7 protein-coding genes and 2 pseudogenes are annotated in these 7,085 nt (G+C 60.3%); 2 read left to right on the top strand and 7 right to left on the bottom strand.

What is annotated here, in order from left to right:
• Positions 1-255 (top strand): SDR family oxidoreductase (locus tag L288_RS32335; protein ID WP_152522072.1); only part of this gene is annotated, 255 nt, incomplete at its 5' end.
• 416 nt (positions 256-671) lie between these two features.
• On the opposite strand, the pseudogene L288_RS43040 reads toward L288_RS32335, so the two are convergent.
• The 7 genes and pseudogenes from L288_RS43040 to L288_RS32310 all read right to left on the bottom strand — a co-directional run.
• Positions 672-817 (bottom strand): annotated as a pseudogene (locus tag L288_RS43040) (IS3 family transposase); the annotation flags it as partial.
• A gap of 29 nt (positions 818-846) precedes the next feature.
• Positions 847-1,011, bottom strand: a pseudogene (locus L288_RS42375) (IS66 family transposase); the annotation flags it as partial.
• Positions 1,012-1,124: 113 nt separating this feature from the next.
• Entirely contained in the window at positions 1,125-1,421 is a 297-nt protein-coding gene (locus L288_RS32330) for a hypothetical protein (RefSeq protein WP_152522523.1), read from the bottom strand.
• Complete coding sequence (locus L288_RS32325) at positions 1,379-2,014, bottom strand: cytochrome c oxidase subunit 3 (RefSeq protein WP_084465781.1); 636 nt, start codon at positions 2,012-2,014, stop codon at positions 1,379-1,381. The genes L288_RS32330 and L288_RS32325 overlap by 43 nt, the downstream gene beginning before the upstream one ends.
• A complete protein-coding gene (locus L288_RS32320; protein WP_021316670.1) occupies positions 1,983-2,726 on the bottom strand; it encodes a hypothetical protein in 744 nt (247 codons plus the stop codon). Before L288_RS32320 ends, L288_RS32325 begins: the two co-directional genes overlap by 32 nt.
• 125 nt (positions 2,727-2,851) lie before the next feature.
• Positions 2,852-5,224: a TonB-dependent receptor gene (locus tag L288_RS32315; protein ID WP_021238370.1), complete on the bottom strand. Its 2,373-nt coding sequence runs from the start codon at positions 5,222-5,224 to the stop codon at positions 2,852-2,854.
• Between the two features lie 145 nt (positions 5,225-5,369).
• Entirely contained in the window at positions 5,370-6,566 is a 1,197-nt protein-coding gene (locus tag L288_RS32310) for an IS256 family transposase (RefSeq protein WP_007684572.1), read from the bottom strand.
• Between the two features lie 189 nt (positions 6,567-6,755).
• On the opposite strand from L288_RS32310, the gene L288_RS0121600 reads away from it, so the two are divergent.
• The coding region (locus tag L288_RS0121600) for a helix-turn-helix domain-containing protein (RefSeq protein WP_021238368.1) at positions 6,756-7,085 on the top strand (330 nt) is incomplete at its 3' end.

The raw sequence follows: 7,085 nt of genomic DNA, 5'->3' as shown, positions 1-7,085 counted from the left end.
TCTCCGCCAAGCATGCTCAAGCTTCACGATTTTTGCAACAGAGCCAATGCGATCGCGCCGGGCTTCTTTCTGACCAAGATGACTAAAGGCGTACTATCTGATCAGGAGGGATCGATGGTCGACGGCATTCCCCTCGGCCGACTTGGCGCTCCCCACGAGATTGCAGGCGTGGCCCTGTTCCTTGCGTCCCGCGCGTCGACCTACCTGACCGGAACGGTTCTGACCTGCGATGGCGGTGCCAGTGCCGTCGGCTGAAGTAATGCGGCCCGTGGCTGCCATGATGAGGCCAAATCCCCTCATCCCGATGGTTGCAAGGTAGGAGATATGGCGCAAGCCAACCTTCGTTTTCGCGAGGATCGAGAAGCCACAACCTTGCAGGCGGCGGCCCACGTGGATCGTGACCCGTCCCGCATGAGAGCCCTCGACCAAGAAACTATTTCGCGCCTGCACGCCTTGCTACCCAATCAGAGCAAGGAAACAGTTATGAACAGGCTAGGAATAAGCTCCAACACCTGGACAAAGATCAAACGCGGCGAAGCGGTGCGCTCGATCCTAGTCGATAGAGCTCTGAGCCGGCTCCGTAATTTCCCTGTTTAGCTTCTGGCTTAGGCCGCTCTGTGATGTGCTGTTGATGGCGGAAGACCTTCGGAGGCTCGGCCGTTGCGGTCGGCGTTCGGCCGATCAACGCGAAACTCCCGATTGACTTTGTCGAGCGGGCATGGCGCCTTGGGGAATCGCTGACGGTCGTGATCCTCTTTTTCCCTCGACGAATGCCGGCCAGCCGCATGGTGCGCATCAGTCGCTCGACCGTGCACTTGGGTAGCGGTGCGTGAGGGCAAACGTCTCACTCAGAGACCGGCTATGCCCCTCATGCCCCGGCTTTGCGCCGCCGGGTCGCGCGCTGTCCCGACGTGCCTTGCGGTCGGTCGATGGCGGCTTCGACGATGTCCGCGACGTCTTGTCTGGCCGCCGAAGACGCAGCACCAGCTGGATCAGTTCTTCGCGGCTCATGCGCTCGAGATCGGGGTGGCCCTAACTCATATGGATCAGCGTTCTCGCCCCGCCGCAAGAGGGCGTGGGTAAATACTCAATCAGGGGTGCAGGTTCATGGTGCGGGCGCTATTCTAGTGCAGTATTACGATCATTCCGACGCAACATGCTGCCCAGATCATCAGGAGCGCCCGTACTACAATAGGCGCGAGGCACACCTCCATATATAGTTCAAGGATCAGCATGGCTTTGATCCAGGCAATCCCCATTGCGACGGCGATACCGACGCGGATCGATTGTTCGCGATAAGCCAATGCGACGCCAGCGACCGCCAAAATGACCAGCGTCGACCACGCCAGATCCAATTTTGAGCGGCGGAGCCGGTGGTTCACCGGCCTTGAAGATAAAGCATGGGAAACAGGAATATCCATAACAGGTCCACCAGGTGCCAATAGATTGCGCCGCTCCCGAGAAATCGCAGGAAGTTCTGGTCGATCGCAGTGCCCTGCCGGCGCGCCTTCGAGAGCAGAAGGATAAGCACGCCGATCCCGGCCAGATAATGTAGGAAATGAAGACCGGTCAGCACGAAATAATAGCTGAAGAAGTCGTTGGTGAGAGGCGTCGTTCCCGTAGATATCTTCCGCCAATATTCAACGATCTTGACGAGGCCGAAAGCAGCGCCGGATGCAAGTGCCAACCCGAGATGGCGAACCACCGCGTCCCTATCGCCAGCCTCTGCCGAAGCGGTCGCCCGCGCCACCAACCAGCCGCTTGTCAAGAGGATAAGGGTATTGGCGAGGCCAAGCGGGACATCCAGTTGCGCTGCGGAGGCCGAAAAAAGGGTCCGCTGCTGAGAACGCTCAGTCATGAACACCAGGAACAGGACGGCGAAGCTTGCGCAATCGGCCACAACGAACGTCCAGATACCGAGTGGTTTGGCGCGAGCATCTTCCTCCGTTTCGGCGCGGCTCGCGGAGCAAGACGACCCACCACTATCCACGGTCGTCGCCCGCGCGATGCTCACGCTCCAGCCGGGCTATCGCCCTCAAAATGTAGACCGAAAGCAAGAAAATGAAGGTGAAGAAGATTGAAAACTCGATCCAGAAGTTGAGGATGCCACTGCGCGAGAACGGTCCTGACGGGAAGAATGGCATTACCGTCTCGATCGCGAGCATCGTTCCGGCCCAGATCGAGAACCAACCCAACCAATTGGGAATCAACGGCGTAGGTCGGCGATCGGCCAGAAAGCAGATTCCGACCGCGACCGCCTGAACGCTCGTGAGAGAGTAGGCTACCACAAACAGGAGCCAGCCGATGTCGTACAGAAGCTGCAAGATAATCGGCGAGAGGGCCTCCGGGCGATAGGCTGCTCCAAGCCATATCCAGGCCGGAAGCAACGTGATCAGCGTTGTGAAAAGTGCCCCGCCGAGCTGAAGCGTGGAGAGGACGTCGTTATCGCGCTCGACCGCGCGCATGACCTTGCTTATCGCCACCCCCCAAACAAAATAGAAGACGGAGAACGCCATCGTCAACACCATGCCGGTCCTGATAGCATTCTTGTGCTGGCGGAAATGATCGGCGATCAATTGAGCGTCGACGTTCGGCGTAAAGGGCGGAATGTTCCGGGCGAGCAGACCCCAGAACAATAGAGAGGCCGCAAGAAAGATCGGGCCACCCCAGGCGCAGGCCCAGACATATCTATAGGGGCTCGGCGACGGATCAACGGAATCGGCCATCTAATACTCCTAGGCGCCCGCAGGTTTGAGGCCTGGGGTCTGCCGGCCTGAAGAGTCCCAGGCCGACGACGTTGAGGGGCCGTGGTGGCTGTGCCCCTTCCTTCGGCGCCCATGCCAGGCGCACGTCAATCGAACTTGAAGCCAAGCGTGACTCCATAGGTCGCTGGCCGAGCAGCAAACCGCGAAATCGAGTCGTTGAAGGTGATCACGCTTGTGAAGTAATATTTGTTGAAGATATTCTTGCCCCAGAGGGACACGGTCCAGCGCCCATCCGGCGCCTCATATCCCACCCGCGCGTCGAACGTGGCGTAGCCCTTCATCTCGAAGGGATGGATCAAGCCTGGAAGCACCTTGTTCACCGGCGATGGTGGGATGACGATGCGGTCGCCGCCGATCACCGCGTCCTGAGATGATCGCGCATTCATCGTAATTCCGATGAAGGGCGCTCCGCCATTGTCGAGGCGGGCCTTGTAGTCGGCATTGAGGCCGATATTCCACTTCGACGTGAAGGGCAGCCGGTCGCCCGCGAAATTGTTGACCTCTCCGATCGCGTTGTAACCCGAATAGCGTTGGACCTTGCTATCGAGATAGGTGAGGGATCCTGTGAGGCTAAGGCCCGGCAACGGGTTGATCGTCACGTCTCCATCGAAACCCAGGACGCGCGATTTCGGAACATTGACCAAGAGGTCGAGCACGGAAAACAACGGATCGTTGATCTTTCCGCGCACCTGCTTGTTACGATAATCATAATAGAAGCCGGCCAGGTTGAGCTGCACCTTTCGATCCCAGAGACCCAACTTCGCGCCCGCCTCGTAGGCAGTGAGTTGCTCCTGTGTCACCGGGTTCAGCGAGGACTGGCTTGCGGTAGCGAGTACCGGGAAGCTGCCCGCCTTATACCCGCGAGACACGTTCGCATACAGCAACGAGGTGGGCCCGACATGATAGTCCACGCCGGCCCGCCAGGACACGTTGTGCTGGTTTAGCTGGCCGATATAGGGCGTCCCCGGGACGTTGTTCTGGTTGAGCGCGTAGCAGTCATTGATGCCGATCGGCGTGAACGGCACGGTCCCGAGAAGGCTTCCCAGCAGGTTGAGGAGTTGCGCCACCCGTCCGTCGCCACCGTCATAGGTACATGTCAGCGCGTGATTGTGGCTGTTGGTATACCGAACTGCGCCTTTCAGCGTCAGTCTGGACGTCAGGTCATATTCAGCGTTCCCAAAGATTGCATAGTTCCTGATCCGTTGGCGATTGTATACGCCCCCCGCATCGATGAAATTAGCACCGGCATTGTTCTGGGACGAATCTGCGAAGTTGAGGAACTGGTTCTCGTAAGTGCGGCTGCGCTCGTAGTTGGCGCCGAGGACCCATCGGAACGCCGACTTGCTCGAGTTGGCAAGGCGCACTTCCTGGTTGAAGGTGGTGATCCGGCCATCATCCCTGACCAGATCGCCTTGCGCAAGCGCCATGCCATCACCATCGGTCGTCTGCCGCTGGGTGTAGTGGCCGTAAGAGGTCAGCGACGTCAGGGTGATCGCGTCGGTGAGATCGATGTCCGCGCGGAGCGCGGGCTGGTAGAATTTGCGGTCGCTGCGAGGCGTACTGATACCCGTCGACCAGTCGGCCGCCCGAGGATTTTGTGGCGAGAACGGATAATCGATCGACGATTGCTGCACGAACGGGTTCTGGCCGCGAAGTGCGATGTATTGGGAGGCTTGCGGATCCGATGTATCGCGCCACGCATTCAGGCTGAGCGAGAACCGCACGCTGTCCGACGCATCCCAATCGACAATGGCGCGCCCGGTGATGTAGGAGACCTTTCCGTTTGTGTCGTAGGGGCGACTGCTGCTGCGCTGCCAGTCATCGGTGTGCGTGCCGCTAACAGCTATGCGAGCGCGCAGGTTCTCGGTGATCGGGCCGCTCAGATAGGCATCGCCGTCAATTTCGTTGAAGCGGCCGTAGCTGATGTCGCCGCCCGCGGTGAAGGTGCGGGTCGGTTTGGCTGCGATATAGTTGATCGCACCGCCGGTCGAGTTCTGGCCGAACAAGGTTCCCTGCGGGCCTTTCAGGACCTCGATCCGCTGAAGATCGAACGCTGAATGGCTTGCCAGGACCGGAAACGGAAGAGGTGCCTGGTCGACGTAGACGCTGACCGCCGGGTAGACGCCGAGCGAGCTTTCGTTGAAGCCTACGCCACGCAATGTGAGGATCGGCGTGTTGGTGGCGCTTTGCGCGTAGGCAAGACCAGGAATGGCGGACGCGACGTCCTGAAGCGAGGTTATCTTACGCTCCGCCAGCGCATCACCGGACAGCGCCGTGATCGACAGGCCGACATTGTTGAGTTTTTCCTCGCGCTTATTCGCCGTAACCACGATCTCGTTCGCGCCCTGCGCAGTCGCAGCGTTCGGCCCGGGCGCCGATGCCGGTGCGCCTTGCGCCAAAGCGGAACCTTCGCCCGCGAGCAGGAGGCCAGCGACGCCACAGTAAAGATAAGCCTTCATGAATCATCCCCTCGATTGTCTTTTATCTGCTGGAAGCACCGTCCGTATTCGGATCACCAACGGCGAAGCACAGCTCCGGCGGCAAACACGCTAGCCAACCAGGTTGTGTGCGTCAAGTTCTGCAAATTGGCGGTCATGGTGCTGGTCATGCGGCTTTGCGTAGTTCGGTTTTCTTCTGCTCGCGCAGTTCGTCCATATTGAGGTAGCGGTTGGCTTCGAGCCAGTTTTCGTGGGTTTCGACGGCGAGTGCGCGGACCAGGCGCAGGCAGCTGGGGGCGTTGGGGAATATCCGCACGACATAGGTTCGCCGCCGGATTTCCTCATTGAAGCGTTCGAGCATGTTGGTGCTTTTCATGTGCTTGTGATGCCTGCGTGGCAGCCGGTAGAAGGAGAAGGTCTCCTCGATCGTCTCCTCGGCCCAGTCGGTGAGCCTGGGATATTTGGCGCTCCATCGGGCGAGCCACTGGGCGAGATCGGCGCGGGCCTCGGCGAGGTTGCGCCGGTCGTAGAGCCAGCGCAGTTCCTGCAGGCAGTCGTCGTCGGCCTTCCTTGGCAAGTGATCGAGCGCGTTCCTCAGGAAGTGCACGTAGCAGCGCTGGTATGCGGCGCCGGTCAGCACCTCGCGGATCGCCGCGCGCAGGCCGGCATGATCGTCGGCGACGACGAACTCGGTGCCATGCAGGCCCCGGTCACGCAGGCGCAGCAGGAAGTCCTTCCATGACGTGGCGCTCTCGCGATTGGCCATCTCCACGGCCAGTATCTGCCGCCTGCCGTCCCAGTCGATGCCGATCGCGATCAGCACCGCCTGGCTTCCAACCACGCCGCCTTCGCGCACTTTCTCGTAGCGGGCATCAAGGATCAGATAAGGGAACGGCTCGTCGAGGCGGCGCTGGGCAAAGGCCGCCAGGCTGCCATCGAGCTTCTTGTTGATCGCCGAGATCGTCGAGGCCGAGAAGGCATGGCCGCACAGCTCTTCGGTGATCGCCTTGACCTTGCGCGTCGAAACGCCCTGGACATACATCTCGGCCAGCGTCGCCACCAGCGCCTGCTCCGACCGCTGGTAGCGCTCGAACAGCTCGGTCGAGAAGCGCCCGGCACGGTCCTGCGGCACCCGCAGCTCCAGCTTGCCGACCCGCGTCACCAGCGTGCGCGGGTAATGCCCCGAACGGTAGCCGAGCCGCGCATCGCTGCGCTCGCTCTTGCCCGCGCCCAGCGCCTCGTCCATCTCGGCTTCCAGCATCGCCTGCATCACGCTGCGCACAATCTCGCGAAGCGCATCCGGCTCCTGCGCCAGCAACTCTTTGACAGCGGATACAGCAGGCTTAATCTCGGTCCTGGTCATGGCGGGTCTCCTCGGTGACGTTGAACATCACCAGCCTGCCATGACCGCCTCGCTCCTCAAGCGATTTTGCAGAACTTCACGCACACTACCCATTCGTTCCGATCAATCCACTAGGGAGGTATGGTGGCAAAAAACAATTCGGTCGCAAGAGTGCGGGGACCCCGCTCTGCGGCGCGGCGGCAGCATATATTGGCCACGACCCGCGATCTCTTCGTCAAACGCGGATTCCATCAGACCGGGATGGCCCAAATCGCCAGTTCATCCGGCATCGCGGTGGGGCAGATCTATCGGGACTTTGCCAACAAGGAGGCGATCATTGCCGCCATCTGCGAAGCCGACCTTGCTGAATGGCTCGAGGAAGAGACGCTGGAGACGGCGGTCGCGGTGGGGGATCGCGAAGGTATCCTCGCCTGGATCGAGCGAATCGCCATCGATGAGCCATCGCATGAAAATCGCCGCATGATGTGCGAATTCGGGCTCTGTTGCAAAGATTGGCGGCAGTCAGAGGTAGGCTGTCGC

It is taken from the genome of Sphingobium quisquiliarum P25 (assembly GCF_000445065.1).
Taxonomy (GTDB): domain Bacteria; phylum Pseudomonadota; class Alphaproteobacteria; order Sphingomonadales; family Sphingomonadaceae; genus Sphingobium; species Sphingobium quisquiliarum.
Note: the sequence above shows the minus strand (reverse complement) of the source record. Positions and strands in the feature narration are given on the sequence as shown.

Excerpts from the sequence above, each read along its gene's own strand:
- L288_RS32310 (WP_007684572.1), bottom strand. The coding sequence starts at position 6,566 with ATGACCAGGACCGAGATTAAGCCTGCTGTATCCGCTGTCAAAGAGTTG.
- L288_RS32315 (WP_021238370.1), bottom strand. The coding sequence starts at position 5,224 with ATGAAGGCTTATCTTTACTGTGGCGTCGCTGGCCTCCTGCTCGCGGGC.
- L288_RS32320 (WP_021316670.1), bottom strand. The coding sequence starts at position 2,726 with ATGGCCGATTCCGTTGATCCGTCGCCGAGCCCCTATAGATATGTCTGG.
- L288_RS32330 (WP_152522523.1), bottom strand. The coding sequence starts at position 1,421 with ATGGATATTCCTGTTTCCCATGCTTTATCTTCAAGGCCGGTGAACCAC.